Source organism: Pseudomonas sp. RC3H12 (genome assembly GCF_018596375.1).
In the GTDB taxonomy this organism is placed as follows: Bacteria; Pseudomonadota; Gammaproteobacteria; order Pseudomonadales; family Pseudomonadaceae; genus Aquipseudomonas.
Genome location: NZ_CP075595.1, coordinates 3700454 through 3723627, shown reverse-complemented (window position 1 = coordinate 3723627; position 23174 = coordinate 3700454). Strand labels below are relative to the sequence as shown.

Sequence of the window (23174 nt, the reverse complement as noted above, 5' to 3'; positions counted from 1 at the left end):
CGATCATCCAGCAGATTCCGATACCTCACGCGCTCGATATGGAAATCAAGCATGACCAGGTTCAAGTGCCCTGCAGCCATGCCGTTGCCGGTCAGTAATGTCTGACGCCCTGTGGGCCGCCCGCGAGGGTGATGCGCTGATGCACACCTCGATGATGGCCGACATTGTCAGCGGCGTGCTGGAAGTGGCCGCCAACGTCGCCATCGGCATGCTGGCCACCGCGGCGGTAACCGCGGCGTTGGGCCTGACCGTGGTCACCGGCGGCCTCGGCTGCTTCGTGCTCGGCGCGGTGGTGGGCATCGTGGTCGGCGTGGTCATGAGCAAGACCGGGGCCGACAAGGGCTTGAGCAGTTTATGCGAGGGCATCGGCAACTTCCTGTTCCCGCCCTCGGTGCAAGCCAACATCCTCACCGGCTCGAAGAATACCTACACCAATGGCAAACCGGCCGCACGCGCTGCCGGCGTCATCGTTGCCGCCGCTGCGCCCGCCGGCAGCGACGCGGCTCAGCCGCCGGCCGAGGAGGAGGAAGAAAGCTTCCTCGACATGGCCAAGGGATTTTTCTCACAGATGTGGCGGCCTACGGTCGCCAGCCCGGCGCCGAACACCGAGCCTGCCGACGACGACAAGATCCTCTGCAGCAAGCATCCGCCGATGCCGCCGCAGTACCTGGCCGAAGGCTCGAGCAAGGTCACCATCAACGGTCACCCGGCCTGTCGTAGCGGCGATCGCAGCACTTGCGAGGCGGTGATCGTCGATGCCGGGCTGGTCTCCGATAATGTGCGCATCGGCGGCGACTCGATCGTGGTCCGCGAGATTCGCAGCGGCAAGACCCCGGGCATCGGCCTGGCGATTACTGCCTTGATGATGCTGCGCGGGCGCGGCGGCAAGTTCTACAGCAAGTTCGGCTGCATGCTGATTGGCGGCATCGGCAGCGCCGTCACCAGCCAGGTTACCGGCGCGATCACCAGCGCCATCGCCGGCTCACCCAACCCGGTCCACAGCTCCACTGGCGCCAAACTGTTGAGCGGCGAAGCCGAGCTTGATTTCAGTCTTCCGGGCTTGATCCCGTTGGACTGGCAGCGCTACTACAACAGCCGGGATGAACGCCGTGACGGCCTGTTCGGTGCTGGCTGGAGCGTCGATTACGAAGTCTTCGTCGCTATCGAAGCGCATCCTGAAGGCGGCGAGCACCTGCTGTTCACCGACGAACAGGCACGGGTCGTCGACATGGGCCATATCCCTCGTGGTGATGCCGTGTTCAGCGCCGGCGAAGGCCTCAGCGTGCGTCGCGCGCACAATGGCGAGCTGCTGATCGAAAGCGTCGACGGTCTCTATCGCCTGTTCCAGCCCACCCCGAACGATCCGCAACGCCTGCGCCTGGCGCAACTGGGTGACCGCAACGACAACCGCATCTACCTGGACTACGACACCAACGGCCGCTTGCTCAGGCTGCGCGATACCTTTGATGTGGTCCAGGTGCAGTTGGTTTACAGCAGCCAATGGCCAGCCCGGGTCAGCCATATCGAGCGATGGTACAGCGACGAGTCGAACGAGCTGCTGGTCAGCTATGCCTATGACAGCAACGGTGACTTGGCCGAAGTCCGCGACGCCAGCGGCCAGGTGCAAAGGCACTTCGCCTATGACCAGGGCCGGCGCATGGTCGAGCACCAACTGCCCAGCGGCCTGCGCTGCTTCTATGAATGGACTCGTGCTGCAGACGACTGGCGCGTGGCCCGGCACTGGACCGACGACGGTGACGAGTACCGTTTCGACTACGACATCGAAGCCGGCATCACCCGGGTCACCGACGGTTTGCAGCGGGTCAGCACACGCTATTGGAACACGCAGTACCAGATCACCCAGTACACCGACGCCCTCGGCCACACCTGGCGTTTCGAGTGGAACGACGAACGCCAGTTGCTGGCCGCCACCGACCCGCAGGGCGGGCAATGGCAGTATCTGTACGATGAGTCCGGCAACCTCTGCGAAAGCATCGATCCACTGGGCCGCAGCGAAGCGACCCAGTGGCTGGAACACTGGTCACTGCCCCGGGTACAGACCGACAAGGCCGGCAAGCGCTGGCGCTATCGCTACGACCAGCGCGGCAACTGCAGCAGCGAAACCGACCCGCTGGGCCGCACCACCCGCTACCGCCATGACGAACGCGGCCAGGTGGTGGAGATCATCGATGCGGCGGGCAAGCACAAGCACCTGCGCTGGAACGAATTGGGCCTGCTGATTGAGCAGGTCGATTGTGCGGGGTACCCGACCCGCTTCAGCTATGACCGGCGCGGGCATCTGCAGGCTGTCACCGATGCCCTCGGCGAACGTACCGAGTACCAGCACGATGCCCAGGGCCGATTGCTCGGCTCGCAATTGCCCGATGGGCGCAGTGAGCACTATCAGCTTGATCGCAACGGCCAGCTCAACAGCTATACCGACCCTGGCGGGCACTCCACCCAATACCGCTACAACCGGCGTGGCCAGGTGCTGCAGCGTATCGATCCGCATGGTCGGCGGGTGCAGTTCAGTTACGACGCCTACGGGCGGCTACTGGCGTTGACCAATGAAAATAACGAAAGCTACAGGTTCAGCTGGGACCAGGCTGACCGCCTGACTGAACAGCAGGATCTGGACGGCAGCGCCAGTCGTTATCACTACGACCGGCTGGATAACCTCAGTTGCCTTGAGTACCTTCCCGCCCCCCAAGGCGATGCTGAAGCGATCATTCATCAATTGCACCGGGATGCCGTCGGACGCTTGATCAAAAAGCACACCGACGATGGCGAAACCCTGTACAGCTACGATCCTCTCGATCAACTGACGGACATCAGCTTCACTGACAATGCGGGCAACACCGAACAGCTGGCGTTCGCTTACGACGCCCTTGGCCAACTGCTGGAGGAACACAGCGCCAACGGAGTGCTGCAACATCACTACGACGAACTCGGCAACCTGATCCAGACCCAGCTGCCCGACGGCCGCTGGCTCAACCGCCTGTATTACGGCAGCGGCCACCTGCATCAGGTTAATCTCGACGGCAAGGTGATCAGCGACTTCGAACGCGACCGCTTGCACCGTGAAGTGCTGCGCACCCAGGGCCGTGTCAGCACCCGCAGCGAGTATGACCGCTGCGGCCGTTTGCGCTCACGCCTGCGCCGCCCCAGCCACCAGCCGCCGCAACTGCCGGCTGCGGTACAGCAACGTTTCGATTTCGATCCGGCAGACAACCTGACCGGCCGCTTCAACCAGCAGCCCGGCAGCCAGTACCAGCAATTGCTGCACTACGATGCCAGCGGCCGAATCATGGCCAGCCAGGACGCTGGCCAGGGCCAGAGCGAAACCTTCGCCTACGACGCTGCTGCCAACCTGCTCGATGGGCCGCAAGCCGGCATCGGCCTGGTACGCCATAACCGTTTGCTCACCTACCAGGACAAACGCTATCGCTACGACGGTTTCGGCCGCCTGATCGAGAAACGCAGCAGCCGGCGTGGTATCCAGTATTTCAGCTACGACGCCGAGCACCGCCTGATCCAGGTGCGCAGCCAGCACGGTGGGCGCGAACGGGTACTGAACATGCGCTACGACCCGCTGGGGCGGCGTGTCGAGAAAAGCGAATATGACGACCAGGGCAATCTGCTAGACCAGACCCGCTTCGCCTGGGATGGCCTGCGCTTGCTGCAGGAGCATCGCTACAGCCAGACCAGCCTGTACCTGTATGTCGAAGACAGCCACGAACCCTTGGCCCGGGTTGACGGTACGGGGCAGCACCAGCAGGTGCGCTACTACCATAACGATTTCAATGGCCTGCCCGAACAGTTGACGGATGACAGTGGCGAGGCGGTCTGGCAGGCGCGCTATCGGGTCTGGGGCAATACCCTGCAGGAAGTGCGTGAGGCGCATTTCATCGAGGAACAGAACCTCAGATTCCAAGGCCAGTACCTGGATCGTGAGACGGGTCTGCACTACAACACGTTTCGGTTTTATGATCCGGATATCGGACGGTTCACGCAGCCGGACCCGATAGGGTTGCTGGGTGGCACGAATCTTTATCAGTATGCGCCGAATCCGAACGGGTGGGTTGATCCGCTTGGATTATCTCCTGTTAGTCCTAAAACGATTTTATTCTCACAAGACAGTATTAATGGTGTGTTTGAGGATGGAAGAAATGTTAATGGATTAACACATAGACTTATTAATGATCCCTCGTATATAAATAAAGTTGAGCCAATCAGAAAAGTCAGGATGCGGGATTTACCTGCAAATGTTCAAGAGCGTTTATTGTCTCAGGGAGCACATAAAGATTCAGTGTTTAGCTTGGATAATAGAAGACTGTACGCAGCTAAAGAAGCTGGTGTATCCAAAATCCCATCCAGATGGGCAACTCCAGAGGAATTGTCTAAAATAAATCTTGACCGAAGGTTTTCAACTGGTGATGGTGGTAAATCGATAAGGACAAGAGGTTGTGGCTAATATGAATGTTAAGGCAATAGAAACAAAATATGGTCTGATTTATGGGCGAGATGCTTTGATTCTTTCAGGGACTGAATTAATACTCTATCCTTTTAAATTTGTCATTAAAGCATCGTTATCTTTGCGTTCCTGCAAGCCAATGATTACAGACGCACCTGATGTTAACGTTGAGTTTTTGTTTAGTGATATTAAAAGTATGTCTGTGTATAAAGCGGATGATTACCCATATGAAAAGCACTCTCTGTCGAGCTTTGATTTGATAGATGGCATCGATGGAGATGGACTCCAACATATAGTCCTTAGCACTTATGACCATGTTTTCGATGTAATTGGAAAATATGATATTAAATGGTCTTAGATAAATTTTTTTAATAAGCCGGAAAAGAGATTCTGATTCTCCAGGTTTGTTATTATTTAATCTCCGTTCAATTAAACACGGCCTATGGTGAGTGGGATTCCTGTAGCTGCACTGCGACCTGAACAGCGCCCCGCTGGAGTGCACCAACGAGCAGGGCCAGCTGCGCTGGTCCGGCGACTACGCTCCGTTCGGCGAGGTCACCAACCGGGTTATCAACAGCATGCCGATGCTGAAAAAACAGTGAATATCCCGCTGCGCCGATAACGGCAGAGTAGGCAATTGTATCCAAAATGAAGAATAAAATTATTATTGAAACCTATGTGAGGACGGGTAAACGGTTTGCCGATTTCTTCGAGTATGAAGGAAGATTTAATGGCCAGGCGTCTATCGAAGGGCCGCTGGTTCTTACGATTGATGGCACAGCGCTTATTGACAAAAGCATTTTTGATTACGTCGACGACCTGTGGAGCTATTTGTCAGAAGGATTACTACAGATCAGTGAAGGCAAATCGTTCAGATGTTATTTTCCTGACCAGCCCATCGAAGTCAATCTGACCCCCAGCAACGGTCGTCTGCAGGTGAGCGTCACCTGCCATAGTGAGGTTTCTGTTGCAGTCGATAAAGATGAATTTGTCAGCGTCATGAGCGAACACGCACGCAAATTTTTCACCCGGTTACAGGCGATAGAGCCTAGCGCCAAAGGTACTTGCGACTACGCATTGGGACACCTGAACAAAATTCGTCGGGAACCGCCGCCCCCTTGCGCACGCAGCCTTGCGCTCCCGATCAAGCACGCCTCGACCGCCGCCGCTTCTGTGGTAGGCTTGGGCGGTTTGCACCGTGGACCGCAATGACACCCCGTTTTCAGTACGGGCGTGCTGCATCCGGCCCCGTCCGCCTTCAGGAGTTCCCATGCGCGTGACCCAGATTTTCGCCGCCGCCGCTCTGGCGCTGAACAGTACCTTTGCCTTCGCCGCGGCCACCGATACCAATGCCGGTGCCGAGCAGGCGATTCGCAAGTCGTTGCAGAACCTCCAGCTGGAAGTACCGATCGAAAGCGTTGCCAGCAGCCCGCTCAACGGCCTGTACGAGGTCAAGCTGCAAGGCGGCCGCGTGCTGTACGCCAGCGCCGACGGCCAGTTCGTCATGCAGGGCTACCTGTTCCAGATCCAGGACGGCAAGCCGGTCAACCTCACCGAGAAGACCGAGCGCCAGGGCATCGCCAAGTTGATCAACGGCATTCCGGCCGGCGAGATGGTGGTCTACCCGGCCAAGGGCGAGACCAAGTCGCACATCACCGTGTTCACCGACACCACCTGCCCGTACTGCCACAAGCTGCACGCCGAGGTGCCGGAGCTCAACCGCCGCGGTATCGAAGTGCGTTACGTCGCCTTCCCGCGCCAGGGCCTGGGTTCGCCGGGCGACGAGCAGTTGCAGGCCGTCTGGTGCTCCAGCGACCGTCGCGCGGCGCTGGACAAGATGGTCGATGGCAAGGAAATCAAGGCTGCCAAGTGCGCCAACCCGGTCAGCAAGCAGTTCCAGCTGGGCCAGTCGATTGGTGTAAATGGCACGCCGGCGATCGTTCTACAGAATGGCCAGGTGATTCCGGGCTACCAGCCGGCACCGCAAGTGGCCAAGCTGGCCCTGGCCGAGAGCAAGTAACCAATTCAATACGCCGTCGTCATGGGGTGACGGCATGTTTCACGGTCGGCGCAGATGCCGGCCGTTCTATGGGGAGTTCACAGTGAAACCGGTCAAAGTAGGCATCTGTGGGTTGGGGACCGTCGGTGGCGGAACCTTCAATGTACTTCAGCGCAACGCCGAGGAGATCGCCCGCCGTGCCGGGCGCGGTATTGAAGTGGCACAGATTGCCATGCGCTCGCAGAACCCGAACTGCCAGATTACCGGTACCCCCATTACCGCTGATGTGTTCGAAGTCGCGAGCAACCCCGAGATCGATATCGTCATCGAGCTGATCGGCGGCTACACCATCGCCCGCGACCTGGTGCTCAAGGCCATTGAAAACGGCAAGCACGTGGTAACCGCCAACAAGGCGCTGATCGCCGTGCACGGCAACGAGATCTTCGCCAAGGCCCGCGAGAAGGGCGTCATCGTCGCCTTCGAAGCTGCCGTGGCCGGTGGCATCCCGGTGATCAAGGCGATCCGCGAGGGCCTGTCGGCCAACCGCATCAACTGGCTGGCCGGGATCATCAACGGTACCGCCAACTTCATCCTCACCGAAATGCGCGACAAGGGCCGTGCCTTCCCCGATGTGCTGGCCGAAGCCCAGGCGCTGGGCTACGCCGAGGCCGACCCGACCTTCGACGTCGAAGGCATCGATGCCGCGCACAAGCTGACCATCCTGGCGTCCATCGCCTTCGGTATCCCGCTGCAGTTCGACAAGGCCTACACCGAAGGCATCACCCAGCTGACCACCGCCGACGTGAACTATGCCGAGGCCCTGGGCTACCGCATCAAGCACCTGGGCGTGGCCCGTCGCACCGCTGACGGCATCGAGCTGCGCGTGCACCCGACGCTGATCCCGAACGATCGCCTGATCGCCAACGTCAATGGCGTGATGAACGCGGTGATGGTCAATGGCGACGCCGCCGGTTCCACCTTGTACTACGGCGCCGGCGCCGGCATGGAGCCGACTGCCTCGTCTGTGGTCGCCGACCTGGTCGACGTGGTTCGCGCCATGACTTCCGACCCGGAGAACCGTGTACCGCACCTGGCCTTCCAGCCGGATGCGCTGTCGGCCCATCCGATCCTGCCGATCGAAGCCTGCGAAAGCGCCTACTACCTGCGTATCCAGGCCAAGGACCACCCGGGCGTGCTGGCCCAGGTCGCAAGCATCCTTTCGGAGCGCGGCATCAACATCGAGTCGATCATGCAGAAGGAAGCCGAGGAACAGGATGGCCTGGTGCCGATGATCCTGCTGACCCACCGTGTGGTCGAGCAGCGCATCGACGACGCCATTGTCGCCCTGGAAGCGCTCCAGGACGTGGTCGGCAAGGTCGTGCGCATCCGCGTCGAACAGCTCAATTAATTCCGGTGGCGGGCCGTGACGGCGGCCCGCGCCCAGCATCGAAGGTTTGCATCCATGCGCTATATCAGTACCCGCGGCCAGGCTCCGGCCCTGAACTTCGAAGACGTCCTGCTGGCTGGCCTGGCCAGCGACGGCGGGCTGTACGTTCCCGAGAACCTGCCACGCTTCACCCAGGAAGAGATTGCCTCCTGGGCTGGCCTGCCGTATCACGAGCTGGCCTTCCGGGTGATGCGCCCGTTCGTCGAAGGCAGCATCGCCGACGCCGATTTCAAGAAGATTCTCGAAGAGACCTACGGCAACTTCGCCCATGCTGCGGTCGCCCCGCTGCGCCAGCTCAACGGCAACGAGTGGGTGATGGAGCTGTTCCACGGCCCGACCCTGGCCTTCAAGGACTTCGCCCTGCAACTGCTCGGCCGCCTGCTCGACCACGTGCTGGTCAAGCGCGGCGAGCGCGTGGTGATCGTCGGTGCCACCAGCGGTGACACCGGCTCGGCCGCCATCGAAGGCTGCCGCCGTTGCGACAACGTCGACATCTTCATCCTGCACCCGCACCAGCGCGTGTCGGAAGTGCAGCGCCGGCAGATGACCACCATCCTTGGCGACAACATCCACAACATTGCCATCGAAGGCAACTTCGACGACTGCCAGGAGATGGTCAAGGCCAGCTTCGCCGATCAGTCCTTCCTCAAGGGCACACGTCTGGTGGCGGTCAACTCGATCAACTGGGCACGGATCATGGCCCAGATCGTCTACTACTTCCACGCCGCGCTGCAGCTCGGCGGCCCGGTGCGTTCGGTGGCGTTCTCGGTGCCGACCGGCAACTTCGGCGACATCTTCGCCGGTTACCTGGCGCGCAACATGGGCCTGCCGATCAGCCAGCTGGTGGTGGCGACCAACCGCAACGACATCCTGCACCGCTTCATGAGCGGCAACCAGTACGTCAAGGACGCCCTGCACCCGACCCTGTCGCCGTCGATGGACATCATGGTCTCGTCCAACTTCGAGCGCCTGCTGTTCGACCTGCACGGTCGCAATGGTGCCGCGGTTGCCCAGCTGATGGACACCTTCAAGCAAGGCGGCGGCTTCAGCGTCGAGCAGGATCGCTGGACCGAAGCGCGCAAGCTGTTCGATTCGCTGGCCGTCACCGATGAACAGACCTGCGAGACCATCGCCGAGGTGTTCAAGGCCACCGGTGAAGTCCTCGACCCGCACACCGCGATCGGCGTCAAGGCTGCCCGTGAATGCCGCCGCAGCCTGGACACCCCGATGGTGGTGCTGGGTACCGCGCATCCGGTCAAGTTCCCCGAGGCGGTGGAGAAGGCCGGTGTCGACAAGGCCCTGGAGCTGCCGGCGCACCTGAGCGATCTGTTCAGCCGCGAGGAACGCTGCACGGTGCTGGCCAACGACCTGAAGGCCGTACAGGCCTTCGTCAGCCAGCATGGCAACCGCGGCAAGCCGCTGTAAGCGGCACCACTCACAAAAAAGCCCGTCTTGCACGGGCTTTTTTGTGGGCGCAAGACGCACGGCAGCGGATTTCAGATTTTTCCCATGTAGTTCGATGGATACCCTTACTAAAGTGGCGTTCTGACCAACAGAACACACGACTCCAGTGGGAGGCTCATGCATCAGCTCAATGTCCTTATCCACCAGGCTCGGCCCTACTATCAGATGCTCTTGCATCAGGCCTTCAATGCCCAGGGGGTGTACAACGTACGGCTCACCGATGACGTGCCGGCAGCCACGGCCAACATCACACAAGGGCAGCGACCCGTTGATGTGCTGGTGCTCGACCAGGGGATGCCAAGCCGTCATGCCCGGCGCCTGTTCAAGTACCTGGTGCAGGCTTCCTGCGCGGGTGGGTTGCTGTTTGTCGGCTATGGCGACGCGGGGGGCATCGACCTGGCGCTCGAGGCCCGCAAACAGGGCTTGAATGTCCTGGCTGAGCTGCCCTGGCCGATGTCAATGGTGGGCCTGGAGCAGGCGCTCGGGCGCCTGTAGCCTGACCTTCGGCAAGCAAGGGGGGCGGAGCATCGAAACTGTCATGTTGATCGCGGATGCTCGTGATGACGGGCCTGGCGAACTTTCCACCGGCCCCGATGGTCAGTTTTCTTACCTTAGCCAGCGAGTGATCCGGATGGAAAGAATCTGCAGACTGCTCAACGATGCCCTGACCCCTTACCACGCCGAGCTTGGACCGACCGATAACCGTGGCCGCCGTCACCTGAGTGTTCACGATGAGCACGGTTTGCCGATTTTGCGGCGTACCGTTTGTGAGCGAGAGCTGATAGAACAGCAATTGCTGGTCGATCTGGTCGATGGCCTGCACCGTGACCTGCAGATTGCCGAAGGCCGTCTGCAACCCTGTGTGATCGCCGCCTTGCAGCATCAGAGGCAAATGCAGGGAACCTTTGCCTGACCGGCCCGTCAGACTCAGCAAGGGCAACCTGACGGTGCTTTGCTCCGGTGCCATCCAGGCTGTCACTGGAAGTCCCAGGGACTTTCGCTTGACCCCGGTCGTCTTCCCCAGCGGCCGGGGTTTCTTTTGCCTTGAATTCACCTGCACCCTGTTAGGTGCCACTGCTGATCTGCACGGGTCAGTTCAGCGCACCGGCGCTTCGCCCTGCTCGAAAAAATGCCGGGCCTGGCCCAGATAATCTTCCTGCAGCTCCGGATCCAGCCAGCGGGCATACAGGCCTGGCAACGTATCGCGGCGCAGCATCGGCAGCAGCTGGTCGATATTGGCGATCGCCTCGCGTCCCAAGGCGGTGTCCGAGCAGCCTACATGGAGGAACTGGTAGCGGTTGACGCCACGGATGGGATAGAAGCGGTAATCGTCCAGCGAGCCATTCTGTTGCTGGATCAGGTAGCGAACCTCTGGCCAGTAGCCGAGCACCAGTTGCAGGCGCCCCAATTGTTGCATCTCCAGCAGGCTGGCGGTGGCATCGTTGCCGTAGTGGCGGCTGAAGGCGCTGTCAGGCAACTGCTTCAGGACATCATCGACCTGCATGCTGTAGCTGCGCTCTGCGACGATGCCGAGCTTGAGCCGGGTCTGGGTCAGCAGCCGCTGAAGATCCACCTGTTGTCCGTCCAGATAAGGCTCCAGCAGCGCCTGGTCGTGCTTGCGCACCACCAGGCCACTGCTCAGTACGCCCAGCGATGGCTGGGAGAAATGCACGTACCTGGCACGTTCGGGCGTCCACAGCAGGGTCGGGTCGCAAGTGAAACTGTGCTCCTGGAGCATCTGGATGCCGCGGGCGCGATTGACTCGGACGATCTGGTGGTCGTACTTGGGCATCTGCGCGATCAGCTTGGGCAACAATTGGTCGATCACGCCCTGGCCTTTGGCCGGCCCTTCGAAAATGGTGAACGGCGGCAGGTCACGGACCAGCCACAGCAGGCGCTCCCTGGCCTCGGCCGATTGTGCCGCGAGCGCGCTGAATACCAGGCAGAGCAGCAGGGGCAGGTGGCGGATGCGCATGGGCCGTGGATCAGACCGTACCGGCCGCGCGCAGGCGGGCAATGGCGGCTGCGTCGTAGCCCAGGCTGGCCAGTAGCGGCGTCGTATGTTCACCCAGGGCCGGTCCGACCCATTCGGCGCTGCCGGGGGTGTCGGACAGCTTGGGCACGATACCCGGCATCTTGAACGGCTTGCCGTCCGGCAGTCGGGCCTGGAGGAACATCTCGCGGGCGAGGAATTGCGGGTCGCCCAGCATGTCCTCGGCGGAGTAGATCCGGCTGGCCGGTACCTCGGCGTCGTTGAGCACCTGCATCACTTTGTCCAGCGGCAGGCCGTTGGCCCAGCGGTCGATGACGCCGTACAGCTCGTCGCGGCGGGCATCGCGGCCATCGTTGGTGGCCAGGGCGGCATCGTTGGCCAAGTCGTCGCGGCCGATGGCCTGCATGAAGCGCTTGAAGATCGCATCGCCATTGGCGCCGATCTGTACGTGCCGGCCATCGGCGGTGGTATGGATGCAGGAAGGGGTGATACCCGGCATGATGTTGCCGGTGCGCTCGCGGATAAAGCCGAACACATCGAATTCCGGCACCATGCTTTCCATCATGGCGAAGATGGCTTCGTACAGCGCCACATCCACGACTTGGCCGTCGCCACCGTTGACTTCGCGATGACGCAAGGCCATCAGCGCGCCGATTACGCCCCACAGGGCGGCAATGGAGTCGCCGATGGAAATCCCCGTGCGCACCGGTGGGCGATCCTCGAAGCCGGTGATGTAGCGCAACCCGCCCATGGATTCGCCAACCGCGCCGAAGCCCGGTTGGTCCTTCATCGGGCCGGTCTGGCCGAAGCCCGACAGGCGCACCATGACCAGGCGCGGGTTGAGGGCGTGCAGCACATCCCAGCCCAAGCCGAGTTTCTCCAGCACGCCGGGGCGGAAGTTCTCGATCAGGATGTCGGCCTCGGCCAGCAGGCGCTTGAGCACTTCGCGGCCTTCAGGATGCTTGAGGTTGAGGGTCAGTGATTGCTTGTTGCGCGCCTGCACGAACCACCACAGTGACGTGCCCTCGTACAGCTTGCGCCATTTGCGCAACGGATCACCGCCATCGGGCGACTCGACCTTGATCACCTCGGCACCGAATTCGGCGCAGATCCGCGAGGCGAACGGGCCGGCGATCAAGGTGCCGAGCTCGATGACTTTCAGGCCGGCGAGAGGTTTGCTGGGCATTGTCATGGGGCATCCGTGGCGGCTGGGCGTGAGCGCAGGTTGTATCACAGCTCGGCGGCGGCAGGTATATCGGCGTTGTCTGATCCGGCGCTGGCGCCCGGGATCAGTTAGACTGTGCGACTTTCCCCCGCAAGAAGCCTATCGCCCATGGCCCAGCCGTCCACCACCTACAAGTTCGAACTGAATCTGACCGACCTCGACCGCGGCGTGTACGAGAATGTTCGCCAGACCATCGCCCGCCACCCTTCGGAAACCGAAGAGCGCATGGCCGTGCGCCTGCTGGGCTATGCCCTTTGGTACAACGAGCAGCTGTCCTTCGGGCGCGGCCTGTCGGACGTCGATGAGGCGGCACTGTGGGAAAAGAGCCTGGACGATCGCATCCTGCATTGGATTGAAGTCGGCCAGCCCGACGCCGACCGCCTGACCTGGTGCTCGCGGCGTACCGAGCGCACCAGCCTGCTGGCCTACGGCAGCTTGCGGGTGTGGGAGACCAAGGTGCTTGGCGCGGTCAAGGGCCTGAAGAACCTGAGCATTGCCGCCGTGCCGCAGGAGGTGCTGGAAGTCCTCGCCACCGATATGCCGCGTACCATCAAGTGGGATGTGATGATCAGCGAAGGCACGGTGTTCGTCACCGATGACCGCGGCCAGCACGAAGTGCAGTTGCAGTGGCTGCTCGGCGAGCGCGGCTGACCTGACTCTCACCGGATTATCGAAGACCCCATGCGTATCGAACCCCGTTCTCTGCCGTCGCCCCTGCCATTGCTGGGCAACCTGCCACCCCTGCTGACCCGTCTCTATGCCGCCCGTGGTGTGCAGTCCGAGGTTGAGCTGGACAAGAGCCTGGCGCGCCTGCTGCCTTTCCAGCAGCTCAAGGGTATCGAGGCGGCGGTGGACCTGCTGGTCGAGGCGCTTGACCAGCGCCAGCGCATTCTCATCGTTGGTGATTTCGACGCCGACGGCGCCACCGCCAGCACGGTGGGGGTGCTGGGTTTGCGTCTGCTGGGCGCTGCCCATGTCGACTACCTGGTGCCCAACCGCTTCGAATATGGCTATGGCCTGACCCCGGAGATCGTCGCGGTCGCGCTCGAGCGCCAGCCGCAATTGCTGATCACTGTGGACAACGGTATTTCCAGCGTCGATGGCGTGGCCGCAGCCAAGGCCGCCGGGCTCAAGGTGCTGGTCACCGACCACCACCTGCCGGGTGAGCAGTTGCCGGCCGCCGATGCCATCGTCAATCCCAACCAGCCGGGTTGTGCGTTCCCCAGCAAGTCACTGGCCGGTGTCGGCGTGATCTTCTACGTGCTGATGGCCCTGCGTGCGCGGTTGCGCAGCCTGGGGCGCTACGAAACGCAGCCGCAGCCGAACATCGGCGAGTTGCTTGACCTGGTGGCGCTGGGCAGCGTCGCCGACGTGGTGCCGCTGGATGCCAACAACCGCATCCTGGTGCATCAGGGGCTGGAGCGAATTCGCGCCGGTCGCGCCCGCCCGGGGCTCAAGGCCATCCTCGAAGTGGCGCGGCGTGACCACAAGCGCATCACTTCCACCGACCTTGGCTTCATCCTTGGCCCTCGGCTCAATGCGGCGGGGCGCCTGGACGACATGAGCCTGGGCATCGAATGCCTGTTGTGCGAAGACGCGGCCCTGGCGCTGGACATGGCCCAGCAACTGGATGGCCTGAACCAGGATCGCAAGTCCATCGAGCAGGGCATGCAGCGCGAGGCCCTGGCCCAGCTCAAGGACCTGCCGGTCGAGTCCATGCCTTATGGCTTGTGCCTGTTCGACGCCGACTGGCACCAGGGGGTGATCGGCATCCTCGCCTCGCGCCTGAAAGAGCGTTACCACCGCCCGACCATCGCCTTTGCCGATGCGGGGGAAGGGGTGTTGAAGGGCTCGGCGCGTTCGGTGCCGGGGTTCCATATCCGTGACGCACTGGACGCCGTGGCGGCGCGGCATCCGAGCTTGATCAGCAAGTTCGGCGGGCATGCCATGGCGGCGGGGCTGTCCTTGCCGGCCGAGAACTTCCCCGCGTTTGCCGAGGCGTTCGACGACGAGGTACGGCGGCAGTTACGCGAGGAAGACCTGACTGGGCGGTTGTTGTCGGATGGCACGTTGGCGGTCGAGGAGTTTCACCTGGATTTGGCGCGGGCATTGCGCAATGCCGGGCCCTGGGGGCAGCACTTTCCCGAGCCGTTGTTCCACGGGGTGTTCCAGTTGGTCGAGCAGCGGGTCGTTGGGGAGCGGCATCTGAAGGTGGTGCTCAAGAGCGAGTGTGGGGCGGTGCGGTTGGATGGGATTGCCTTTGGGATTGACCGGGAGGTCTGGCCGAATCCTACAGTGCGGTGGGTGGAGTTGGCTTACAAGTTGGATGTGAATGAGTTTCGGGGGAATGAGAGTGTGCAGTTGATGATTGCGCATATGGAGGCGCGGTGATCTTTTTTTGAATTGCTGGGGTTTTGGGGTTTTGGTTTTTTGGCTGTATTGAAGTTGTATGCGCATTCATTTGCGATGGCGACGCATAGTCACCTTTCCGCCCTTACGGCCATCCCTTTCAAGGTCTTCGGTAGAATTCGCTGAAATCCAGTCAGGAAGACCCGAGCGATGTGGGCTGATGTTACTAGCGCGATTCGAGAAAAAAGCACCCGCCAGCGTAATGGCCAAACTTGCCTTGGAGCAGGCCATTGCGCCGGAGTGGGTCGATCAGGTTTTCGAGGAGCACCGCCAACGGCAGTATTCTCGCGAGCTGCTGTTCTCGACCATCATCAAGTTGATGTCGCTTGTTTCATTGGGCTTGAAGCCATCGCTGCATGCTGCGGCAAGACAACTGGACGACCTTCCCGTCAGCCTGGCAGCTCTGTACGACAAGATCAGTCGAACCGAACCTGCCCTGTTGCGTGCTCTGGTGACAGGCTGCGCGCAGCGCTTGGCGCCGACAATCCATGAGTTGGGCTGCTCAGCCATGCTTCCTGATTGGCAAGTTCGGGTGGTCGATGGCAGCCACTTGGCCTCTACCGAAAAGCGTCTTGGCGCGCTGCGCCAAGAGCGCGGAGCGGCTCGCCCCGGGTTTTCGGTGGTGGTTTACGACCCCGACCTGGATCAGGTAATTGACCTCCAGCCGTGCGAGGACGCCTACGCAAGCGAACGAGTTTGTGTTTTGCCGTTGCTGGCTGAAGCAAAGACCAATCAGGTTTGGATCGCTGACCGTCTCTACTGCACGCTGCCTGTAATGGAGGCGTGCGAACAGGTGAATACATCATTTGTCATTCGCCAGCAGGCCAAGCATCCACGCTTGATCCAGGAAGGTGAGTGGCAAGCACCGATGCCCGTCGCCACAGGCACTGTGCGCGAGCAATCCATCGAAGTAAAAGGCGGGCACCGCTGGCGACGTGTCGAGTTAACGCTTCATTCACCAAACGACTCAGGTGATAACAGCTTGATGTTCTGGAGCAACCTGCCCGAGAGCATCAGTGCGCAACAGATCGCAGACTTCTATCGGCGCCGCTGGAGCATTGAAGGGATGTTCCAGCGGTTGGAAGCAATTCTGGAAAGTGAAATTGAAACCCTCGGCAGTCCGCGAGCCGCCTTGCTTGGATTCACCACTGCCGTGCTGGCATACAACGTTCTGGCCTTGCTCAAGCGAAGTGTTGAACAGGCTCACCGCGATGCCTTGCCCGAGAATTGGGAAGCCTCGATCTATCACTTGGCGGTGCAGATCAGAGGGGGTTACGAAGGCATGCAGATTGCCCTGCCATCCGAGTACATGCCCGTTGTTCCGATGGAAAACCTGGCTCAGCGCCTGCTGGAGCTGGCCAGAAACATCCAGCCCAGACAGGTTGCGAAAAGCCCACGAGGCCCCAAGGTGCCCAAAGCGAAGGCCTGGGTGCAAGGGACCGCTGTACATGCTCATGTTTCGACGGATCGGGTCATCAAGGCCGCCAAAACCAAAAGACCTTGAAAGGGATGGCCCTTACGGCGGCTTACTTTGGTCTTGGTGTATGGACTTGAGACATCGCTGACACATGTGCGGGGACATGGTGGACACATTATCGCTTACCGTCGGGGTTGTTGAAGTCGATGGTTCGCAGCTTGTGTTGGCAGAAGTAAACATCAAAATGGTCGGGCCCTTGATCGCTGCGGCGGAGCGCCAATACATAGCCTGCTAGCGCCTTCCGCAAGACCTGCGTTCGGCCTCCTGAAGTCGCGAAGTTACGGGCGGCGCCTGCACTAACGCAGCTAGTCGCTAGTTGCCATCGTGGGAACTCTAGATCAACATCGCGGGGCAAGCCCGCTCCCACCATAGTTTGACTACGTGATTCAACGTGGGAGCGGGCTTGCCCCGCGATAGCGTAATGAAGAACAACATAACAGCCACTAACAAAACAAACATATCTGCTCTTGATCTGCTCTTGATCTTGCTTCTAAGTGCGCGATAGTTCAGGCGACACAAATTGCGACTTCAGGAGGCCGAGTGGAGTTCTTGCGTAGTGGGGCGACGGCCATGGATGGCCGTCGAGCGCTGCGCCCCAGGATGGGGCGTACAGCGCGGTACCCACGGGAGCAAGAACGGAGCGAGGGAACCCCGTAGCGAAGCGTAGGGGCCGTATGAACGGAGCCGAACGGTTTTGCCTACTTTTGTCAAGACAAAAGTAGGTCGCCGTAAAGGCGAAATGGTGACTAAATGTCGACATCTTCTACGAATGCGCTCACAAAAAACAAAACAATCGCCCAGAACCCGAACCCGAACCCTTACCCCCGAAACGCCCGAATAAAAACCCCCACCGCCTCCCGCACATGCGCCTCAGCCTCATCCCCCTCCAGCGCCGGCGAGCACCCCAGCAGCAACCGATAATCCGGCGCCCCCTTCACCAGGCAGAAGAAATGCTCCGCCGCCTGCCACGGGTTGTCGATCCGCAACAGCCCCCGCTGGTCGACACAACGCAGCAGCGCTTCCATCCCGCTCATCACCCGCTTGGGCCCCGCCGCGTAGAAGTACTGGCCAAACCCCGGGTCCTGGCTGCCCAAGGCAAAGATCAGGCGGCTCAGCTTGACGGCCTCGTCACTGCTGATCAACGCCTGGAAGCCTCGGGCAATGTTCAGCAGTACGTCTTCCACCGCCGCGCCTTCGGGGTATTCGAACATCAGGTCAGGTAACTGGTTCTGGCAGGTGGCCATGACCGCCGCGCCGAACAGGGTCTGCTTGTCGGTGAAATGGCTGTACACGGTGAGTTTTGAAACACCTGCCGCCGCAGCGACCGCATCCATGCTGGTGTTGGCATAGCCAAGGCTGAGAAACAGGCGCTTGGCGGCTTCGAGGATGGCCTCGCGCTTGGCAAGGTCCTTGGGCCGGCCGGGGCCGATGGGTGCGTCGTTGGACATGAGGGACCGCATTCTCTGTGAAAGGGGCACATCTTACCGGGTCCGGGGGCGGTCGGCTGCAGCGTACGTCGCACCACTAAATATCGATTTTCTCTGAAGCGCCTGCTTCCCCGGCTCGATTCGCTGACTTAATATACTCGCCAGTATAAATATTCGATGCGCCCTCTGCCAAAGGTCATTCATCATGTTGCGTCGTGCGTTGTCCCTCGCCCTGCCGGCCGTTGCCGTGCTGCTGCTCACCGCCTGCGGCCAGGAGGCCGCGCCACCTGCCGCACCGCGCCCGGCGCTGGTGGTCCAACCCCAGCCGGCCGGTGCATCCGCCGACAGTTACCCGGGCGAGGTGCGGGCGCGCTTCGAGCCTGAACTGGCGTTCCGCATCGGAGGCAAGGTCAGCAAACGCCTGGTGGAGGAGGGGCAGCGGGTCAAGGCCGAGCAGCCGCTGGCCGAACTAGACCCGCAGGACGTGCGCCTGCAACTGGAGGCTAACCGCGCCCAGCTGGCCGCGGCCGAAGCCAACCTGGCGCTGGTGCGCGCCGAGCGCGACCGCTACCAGAAACTGCTGGATCGGCAGATGGTCAGCCATTCCCAGTTCGACAATGCCGAGAACCTTTACCGCGCCGGCATGGCCCGCCTGAAGCAGGCCAAGGCCGAGTACGAAGTGGCGGGCAACCAGGCCGAGTACGCCGTGTTGCGCGCGCCCCAGGCCGGCGTGATCGCCAAGCGTCAGGTCGAGGTGGGCCAGGTGGTGGCGGCGGGGCAGACGGTGTTCACGCTGGCCGCCGATGGTGAGCGCGAAGTGGTCATAGGCCTGCCGGAGCAACAGTTCGCCCGCTTTGCTGTCGGGCAGACAGTCAGCGTGGAACTGTGGTCGCACCCGAACCGGCGTTTCGAAGGCCGGATCCGCGAGCTTTCCCCGGCGGCGGACCCGCGTTCGCGCACCTTCGCCGCGCGCATCGCCTTTATCTCCAACGCCACCCCTGCCGAGCTGGGCCAGAGCGCGCGGGTGTTCATCGATCATGCCGAACGTTCGCCGCTGGCGGTCCCGCTGTCGGCAGTGACCGCCGAGGCGGGGCAGGCCTATGTCTGGCGGGTTGGCAAGGACAACCGCCTGCAGCGCGCCGCCGTGCGTCTGGGTGCCTATGGCGCGGACAGCGTGCCGGTGCTCGAAGGCCTGGACGCTGGCGACTGGGTGGTTGCCGCCGGTGGCCATGTGCTGCGCGAGGGGCAACAGGTGCGGCCTGTTGACCGCAGCAACCGTGAAGTGAACCTGGCGGCCAAGGAGTAAGTCCCGATGGGTTTCAACCTTTCCGCCTGGGCGCTGCGCAATCGCCAGATCGTGTTGTTCCTGATGATCCTGTTGGCGGCGATAGGCGCCATGTCCTACACCAAGCTGGGGCAGAGCGAGGATCCACCCTTCACCTTCAAGGCCATGGTCATCCGTACCCTGTGGCCAGGCGCGACCGCCGAGGAGGTGTCGCGCCAGGTCACCGAGCGTATCGAGAAGAAACTGATGGAGACCGGCGAGTACGAGAAGATCGTCTCGTTCTCCCGGCCCGGTGAGTCCCAGGTCACGTTCATGGCCCGTGACGCGATGCATTCCAAGGATATCCCCGAGCTGTGGTACCAGATCCGCAAGAAGGTCGCGGACATCAAGCACACCCTGCCCCCCGAGGCGCAGGGGCCATTCTTCAACGACGAGTTCGGCACCACCTTCGGCAATATCTACGCCCTGACCGGCGCCGGCTTCGACTATGCGGTGCTCAAGGACTACGCCGACCGTATCCAGATCCAGCTGCAGCGGGTCAAGGACGTGGGCAAGGTGGAGCTCATCGGCCTGCAGGACGAGAAGATCTGGATCGAACTGTCCAACGTCAAGCTGGCTACCCTCGGGGTGCCGCTCGCCGCCGTGCAGCAGGCACTGCGCGAACAGAACGCGGTGAGTACCGCGGGCTTCTTCGAAACCCCCAGCGAGCGCCTGCAACTGCGGGTCAGCGGGCGCTTCGACAGCGTCGAACAGATTCGCCAGTTCCCTATCCGCATTGGTGATCGCACCTTCCGCATCGGTGACGTCGCCGAGGTGCAGCGCGGTTTCAACGATCCACCCGCGCCGCGCATGCGCTTCATGGGCGAGGATGCCATCGGGCTGGCGGTATCGATGAAGGACGGCGGCGACATCCTGGTGCTCGGCAAGGCCCTGGAAGGTGAGTTCGCCCGCCTCGCGCAGAGCCTGCCGGCAGGCATGGAACTGCGCAAGGTGTCCGACCAGCCGGCGGCGGTGAAGGCCGGGGTCGGTGAGTTCGTCCAGGTGCTGGTCGAGGCCCTGGCCATCGTCCTGCTGGTGAGCTTCTTCTCGCTGGGCCTGCGCACCGGCCTGGTGGTGGCGCTGGCGATCCCGCTGGTACTGGCCATGACCTTCGCCGCCATGCATTACTTCGGCATCGGCCTGCACAAGATCTCGCTGGGGGCGTTGGTGCTGGCCCTGGGCCTGCTGGTCGACGACGCGATCATCGCGGTGGAGATGATGGCGATCAAGATGGAACAGGGCTACGACCGGCTCAAGGCCGCGAGCTACGCCTGGACCAGCACGGCGTTCCCGATGCTCACCGGTACCCTGATCACCGCAGCGGGCTTCCTGCCGATCGCCACGGCGGCGTCGAGCACAGGGGAATACACCCGTTCGATCTTCCAGGTGGTGACCATTGCCTTGCTCACGTCCTGGGTGGCGGCGGTGGTGTTCGTGCCCTACCTGGGCGAGCGCCTGCTGCCGGACCTGGCCAAGCTCCACGCTGCTCGCCACGGCGCCGACGGGCATGCGCCCGATCCCTATGCGACGCCGTTCTACCAGCGTGTCCGGCGCGTGGTGGAGTGGTGCGTGCGGCGGCGCAAGACCGTGATCGTGCTGACCATCGCCGCGTTCGTCGGCAGCATCCTGTTGTTCCGCTTCGTGCCGCAGCAGTTCTTCCCGGCTTCCGGGCGGCCGGAGCTGATGGTCGATCTGAAGCTGACCGAAGGCGCTTCGCTGAACAACACCGCCGAGCGGGTCAAGCAACTGGAGGCGCTGCTCAAGCAGCAGGACGGTATCGCCAACTACGTCGCCTATGTCGGCACCGGTTCCCCGCGTTTCTACCTGCCGCTGGACCAGCAACTGCCTGCGGCGAGCTTTGCCCAGTTCGTGGTGCTGGCCAAGTCGCTGGAGGACCGTGAACGCCTGCGCAGCTGGCTGATCGGCACCCTGGACCAGCAGTTCCCCGACCTGCGCTCACGGGTCACGCGCCTGGAAAACGGCCCGCCCGTAGGTTATCCGGTGCAGTTCCGGGTCACCGGCGAGCACATCGAGAAGGTCCGCGCCCTGGCCCGCGAGGTGGCGGCCAAGGTGCGCGAGAACCCGCATGTGGTCAACGTGCACCTGGACTGGGAAGAACCGAGCAAGGCGGTGTACCTGGATATCGACCAGGACCGTGCCCGGGCGCTGGGCGTGAGCACCGCGCACCTGTCGAGCTTCCTGCAGAGTTCACTGACCGGCAGCAACGTCAGCCAGTACCGCGAAGACAACGAGCTGATCGAGATTCTCCTGCGCGGTACGCCAGAGGAGCGCCGTGAGCTGGGCAACCTGGGCAGCCTGGCGGTGCCCACCGACAACGGCCAGAGCGTGGCCCTGTCGCAGGTGGCGACCCTGGAGTACGGCTTCGAGGAAGGCATCATCTGGCACCGCAACCGCCTGCCCACGGTCACCGTGCGCGCCGATATCTACGACAAGGAGCAGCCGGCGACTTTGATCAAGCAGATCCAGCCGACGTTGGCGCAGATCAAGGACGAGCTGCCTGATGGCTACTTGCTCGAAGTGGGCGGCACGGTGGAAGACTCCGAGCGTGGCCAGCGTTCGGTGAACGCCGGCATGCCGCTGTTCATCGTGGTGGTGCTGAGCCTGCTGATGATCCAGCTGCGCAGTTTCTCGCGGATGTTCATGGTGTTCCTCACCGCGCCCCTCGGGCTGATCGGCGTGACCCTGTTCCTGCTGGTGTTCCGCCAGCCGTTCGGGTTCGTCGCCATGCTCGGGACCATCGCCCTGGCCGGCATGATCATGCGCAACTCGGTGATCCTGGTGGACCAGATCGAACAGGACATCGCTGCGGGGATGGAGCGTTGGCAGGCGATCATCGAGGCCACGGTGCGGCGCTTCCGGCCGATCGTGCTGACTGCGCTGGCGGCGGTGCTGGCGATGATTCCGTTGTCGAGGAGTGTGTTCTACGGGCCGATGGCGGTGGCGATCATGGGTGGGTTGATCGTCGCCACGGTGCTGACCCTGCTGTTCCTGCCGGCGCTGTATGCGGCGTGGTTCAGGGTCAAGAAAAACTGAGGAACGAGCGGGAGGGCTTTGCCCTCCTATCGCCGGCAAGCCGGCTCCCACACGCGTTGCGCAGTACTTGTGGGAGCTGGCTTGTCAGCGATAGGGCTGCACAGCAGCCCCACTGGTTTTCAGCTCGACATCACAGCGCGCCGAACACCTTCTTGGCCAGGCTGGTGGCCGCACCGGCCGGGTTCTGGCGAATGCTTTCTTCCTGCTTGCCGATCATCTCGAACAAGCCGTCCAGCGCCTTCTCGGTCACATAGTTCTCGATATTGGCGTCATCCTTGATCAGGCCAAGGCCCTTGGCCTGCCCGGCAAAGCTGTTGTACTGCTGGGCCAGGCCGACCTTGTCGGTGGCCTGCTTGACGATCGGCAGGAACTTGGCGCGGATCTGCTCGCGGCTACTCTTGTTCAGGTACTGGGTGGCCGAATCCTGGCCGCCGCTGAGGATGCCCTTGGCATCGGTCACGGTCATCTTCTTCACCGCGTCCACCAGGATCGCCTGGGCTTGCGGCACGGCAGCCTCGGCGGCCTTGTTCATGCTGGTTTCCAGGGCATCGACCTGGTCGCCTTTGCCGAACATCTTCATGGCCTTGGCCGCTTTGCCGAGGTTGCCTGGCAGCTCGATGCGCACGTCCGGGTTGTTGCTGAAACCACCGGGGGTGCTCAGTTGCTTGACGGCGATCTGCGCGCCTTGGGTGAGGGCGTCCTTCAGGCCGCCGGAGGCGTCGCTCTGGGACAGGTCGCCAAGCGACAGGGCCAGGGCGCTGGCCGACAACAGCAGGCCGGCGCACAGGGTGGTGAAGCGCAGGGAGGAGCGGATCATGGGGCTTTCCTTATGGGCAGAATGGAACAGGTTCAGCGTATCGTTCAGGCCGTGATCGGGCCAG

At 62.0% G+C, this 23174-nt stretch carries 18 protein-coding genes; 14 read left to right on the top strand and 4 right to left on the bottom strand.

What is annotated here, in order from left to right; genetic code table 11:
- Nucleotides 1-97: 97 nt before the first annotated feature.
- From KHO27_RS16870 to KHO27_RS16830, 9 genes are all read left to right on the top strand, one after another.
- Nucleotides 98-4474: an RHS repeat-associated core domain-containing protein gene (locus KHO27_RS16870; protein WP_250888370.1), complete on the top strand. Its 4377-nt coding sequence runs from the start codon at nucleotides 98-100 to the stop codon at nucleotides 4472-4474.
- Nucleotides 4467-4832, top strand: coding sequence for a hypothetical protein (locus tag KHO27_RS16865; protein WP_214500510.1), 366 nt, complete (start codon nucleotides 4467-4469; stop codon nucleotides 4830-4832). Before KHO27_RS16870 ends, KHO27_RS16865 begins: the two co-directional genes overlap by 8 nt.
- 106 nt (nucleotides 4833-4938) lie before the next feature.
- Nucleotides 4939-5076, top strand: coding sequence for an RHS domain-containing protein (locus KHO27_RS26405; protein WP_110700081.1), 138 nt, complete (start codon nucleotides 4939-4941; stop codon nucleotides 5074-5076).
- Nucleotides 5077-5122: 46 nt separating this feature from the next.
- Nucleotides 5123-5686 (top strand): hypothetical protein, encoded by a 564-nt coding sequence (locus KHO27_RS16855; RefSeq protein ID WP_214500509.1) that lies wholly within the window; start codon nucleotides 5123-5125, stop codon nucleotides 5684-5686.
- A 58-nt stretch (nucleotides 5687-5744) separates the two neighbouring features.
- Nucleotides 5745-6494 carry a thioredoxin fold domain-containing protein gene (locus KHO27_RS16850; RefSeq protein ID WP_214500508.1) on the top strand — a complete coding sequence of 250 codons (750 nt, stop codon included), beginning with the start codon at nucleotides 5745-5747 and terminating at the stop codon, nucleotides 6492-6494.
- A gap of 82 nt (nucleotides 6495-6576) precedes the next feature.
- Complete coding sequence (locus KHO27_RS16845; RefSeq protein ID WP_214500507.1) at nucleotides 6577-7881, top strand: homoserine dehydrogenase; 1305 nt, start codon at nucleotides 6577-6579, stop codon at nucleotides 7879-7881.
- 54 nt (nucleotides 7882-7935) lie between these two features.
- Nucleotides 7936-9345 (top strand): threonine synthase, encoded by a 1410-nt coding sequence (thrC, locus tag KHO27_RS16840; RefSeq protein ID WP_214500506.1) that lies wholly within the window; start codon nucleotides 7936-7938, stop codon nucleotides 9343-9345.
- 156 nt (nucleotides 9346-9501) lie between these two features.
- Nucleotides 9502-9879: an ANTAR domain-containing protein gene (locus KHO27_RS16835; RefSeq protein ID WP_102685321.1), complete on the top strand. Its 378-nt coding sequence runs from the start codon at nucleotides 9502-9504 to the stop codon at nucleotides 9877-9879.
- A gap of 136 nt (nucleotides 9880-10015) precedes the next feature.
- A complete protein-coding gene (locus KHO27_RS16830) occupies nucleotides 10016-10297 on the top strand; it encodes a DUF3509 domain-containing protein (protein ID WP_110700079.1) in 282 nt (93 codons plus the stop codon).
- 183 nt (nucleotides 10298-10480) lie between these two features.
- Here the strand turns inward: KHO27_RS16830 and KHO27_RS16825 are convergent, their stop codons facing one another.
- Both KHO27_RS16825 and KHO27_RS16820 read right to left on the bottom strand, forming a co-directional pair.
- Nucleotides 10481-11359 carry a TIGR02285 family protein gene (locus tag KHO27_RS16825; protein WP_110699754.1) on the bottom strand — a complete coding sequence of 293 codons (879 nt, stop codon included), beginning with the start codon at nucleotides 11357-11359 and terminating at the stop codon, nucleotides 10481-10483.
- Between the two features lie 10 nt (nucleotides 11360-11369).
- Nucleotides 11370-12569, bottom strand: a complete 1200-nt coding sequence (locus KHO27_RS16820; protein ID WP_110699752.1) for a CaiB/BaiF CoA transferase family protein — start codon at nucleotides 12567-12569, stop codon at nucleotides 11370-11372.
- 141 nt (nucleotides 12570-12710) lie between these two features.
- Between KHO27_RS16820 and KHO27_RS16815 the strand changes: the two genes are divergently transcribed.
- The 3 genes from KHO27_RS16815 to KHO27_RS16805 all read left to right on the top strand — a co-directional run bounded on the left by KHO27_RS16815 (nucleotide 12711) and on the right by KHO27_RS16805 (nucleotide 16515).
- Nucleotides 12711-13253 (top strand): YaeQ family protein, encoded by a 543-nt coding sequence (locus KHO27_RS16815; protein WP_110699750.1) that lies wholly within the window; start codon nucleotides 12711-12713, stop codon nucleotides 13251-13253.
- Between the two features lie 30 nt (nucleotides 13254-13283).
- Nucleotides 13284-14993, top strand: coding sequence for a single-stranded-DNA-specific exonuclease RecJ (gene recJ, locus KHO27_RS16810; RefSeq protein ID WP_110699748.1), 1710 nt, complete (start codon nucleotides 13284-13286; stop codon nucleotides 14991-14993).
- A gap of 220 nt (nucleotides 14994-15213) precedes the next feature.
- Complete coding sequence (locus KHO27_RS16805) at nucleotides 15214-16515, top strand: IS4-like element ISPpu8 family transposase (protein WP_214500505.1); 1302 nt, start codon at nucleotides 15214-15216, stop codon at nucleotides 16513-16515.
- Nucleotides 16516-17306: 791 nt separating this feature from the next.
- Here the strand turns inward: KHO27_RS16805 and KHO27_RS16800 are convergent.
- Nucleotides 17307-17948 (bottom strand): TetR/AcrR family transcriptional regulator, encoded by a 642-nt coding sequence (locus tag KHO27_RS16800; protein WP_102690704.1) that lies wholly within the window; start codon nucleotides 17946-17948, stop codon nucleotides 17307-17309.
- A gap of 172 nt (nucleotides 17949-18120) precedes the next feature.
- Here KHO27_RS16800 and KHO27_RS16795 point away from each other — a divergent pair, with 172 nt between their 5' ends.
- On the top strand, nucleotides 18121-19221 hold the full coding sequence (locus KHO27_RS16795; RefSeq protein WP_111532140.1) for an efflux RND transporter periplasmic adaptor subunit: 1101 nt from the start codon (nucleotides 18121-18123) through the stop codon (nucleotides 19219-19221).
- A 6-nt stretch (nucleotides 19222-19227) separates the two neighbouring features.
- A complete protein-coding gene (locus KHO27_RS16790; RefSeq protein ID WP_214500504.1) occupies nucleotides 19228-22293 on the top strand; it encodes an efflux RND transporter permease subunit in 3066 nt (1021 codons plus the stop codon).
- A gap of 130 nt (nucleotides 22294-22423) precedes the next feature.
- On the opposite strand, the gene KHO27_RS16785 is transcribed toward KHO27_RS16790, so the two are convergent.
- The gene (locus KHO27_RS16785) at nucleotides 22424-23110 is read right to left on the bottom strand and encodes a DUF4197 domain-containing protein (RefSeq protein ID WP_023631317.1); all 687 of its coding nucleotides are present in this window, start codon (nucleotides 23108-23110) and stop codon (nucleotides 22424-22426) included.
- Between the last annotated feature and the right edge of the window lie 64 nt (nucleotides 23111-23174).

Coding starts and splice junctions, on each gene's coding strand:
- KHO27_RS16870 (WP_250888370.1), top strand. CDS start 98: ATGTCTGACGCCCTGTGGGCCGCCCGCGAGGGTGATGCGCTGATGCAC.
- KHO27_RS16855 (WP_214500509.1), top strand. CDS start 5,123: ATGAAGAATAAAATTATTATTGAAACCTATGTGAGGACGGGTAAACGG.
- KHO27_RS16850 (WP_214500508.1), top strand. CDS start 5,745: ATGCGCGTGACCCAGATTTTCGCCGCCGCCGCTCTGGCGCTGAACAGT.
- thrC (WP_214500506.1), top strand. CDS start 7,936: ATGCGCTATATCAGTACCCGCGGCCAGGCTCCGGCCCTGAACTTCGAA.
- KHO27_RS16835 (WP_102685321.1), top strand. CDS start 9,502: ATGCATCAGCTCAATGTCCTTATCCACCAGGCTCGGCCCTACTATCAG.
- KHO27_RS16830 (WP_110700079.1), top strand. CDS start 10,016: ATGGAAAGAATCTGCAGACTGCTCAACGATGCCCTGACCCCTTACCAC.
- KHO27_RS16825 (WP_110699754.1), bottom strand. CDS start 11,359: ATGCGCATCCGCCACCTGCCCCTGCTGCTCTGCCTGGTATTCAGCGCG.
- KHO27_RS16820 (WP_110699752.1), bottom strand. CDS start 12,569: ATGACAATGCCCAGCAAACCTCTCGCCGGCCTGAAAGTCATCGAGCTC.
- KHO27_RS16815 (WP_110699750.1), top strand. CDS start 12,711: ATGGCCCAGCCGTCCACCACCTACAAGTTCGAACTGAATCTGACCGAC.
- recJ (WP_110699748.1), top strand. CDS start 13,284: ATGCGTATCGAACCCCGTTCTCTGCCGTCGCCCCTGCCATTGCTGGGC.
- KHO27_RS16805 (WP_214500505.1), top strand. CDS start 15,214: ATGGCCAAACTTGCCTTGGAGCAGGCCATTGCGCCGGAGTGGGTCGAT.
- KHO27_RS16800 (WP_102690704.1), bottom strand. CDS start 17,948: ATGCGGTCCCTCATGTCCAACGACGCACCCATCGGCCCCGGCCGGCCC.
- KHO27_RS16795 (WP_111532140.1), top strand. CDS start 18,121: ATGTTGCGTCGTGCGTTGTCCCTCGCCCTGCCGGCCGTTGCCGTGCTG.
- KHO27_RS16790 (WP_214500504.1), top strand. CDS start 19,228: ATGGGTTTCAACCTTTCCGCCTGGGCGCTGCGCAATCGCCAGATCGTG.
- KHO27_RS16785 (WP_023631317.1), bottom strand. CDS start 23,110: ATGATCCGCTCCTCCCTGCGCTTCACCACCCTGTGCGCCGGCCTGCTG.